Annotated in this window: 1 rRNA gene; it reads right to left on the bottom strand. The window is 41.3% G+C overall.

Features of this window, described 5'->3' with window-relative positions:
* Positions 1 to 115: ribosomal RNA gene (rrf, locus tag IDG65_RS14585) — 5S ribosomal RNA — on the bottom strand.
* Positions 116 to 247 lie beyond the last annotated feature (132 nt).

Below are 247 nucleotides of genomic sequence, written 5' to 3'. Positions count from 1 at the left end.
GCCTGGCAACGTTCTACTCTAGCGGAACGTAAGTTCGACTACCATCGACGCTAAGGAGCTTAACTTCTGTGTTCGGCATGGGAACAGGTGTGACCTCCTTGCTATAGTCACCAGACATATGAATGTAATTTATACATTCAAAACTAGATAGTAAGTAAAAGTGATTTTGCTTCGCAAAACATTTAAATTTGATTAAGTCTTCGATCGATTAGTATTCGTCAGCTCCACATGTCACCATGCTTCCACC

Source organism: Staphylococcus sp. EG-SA-17 (assembly GCF_017151845.1).
In the GTDB taxonomy this organism is placed as follows: domain Bacteria; phylum Bacillota; class Bacilli; order Staphylococcales; family Staphylococcaceae; genus Staphylococcus; species Staphylococcus aureus.
Note: the sequence above shows the minus strand (reverse complement) of the source record. Positions and strands in the feature narration are given on the sequence as shown.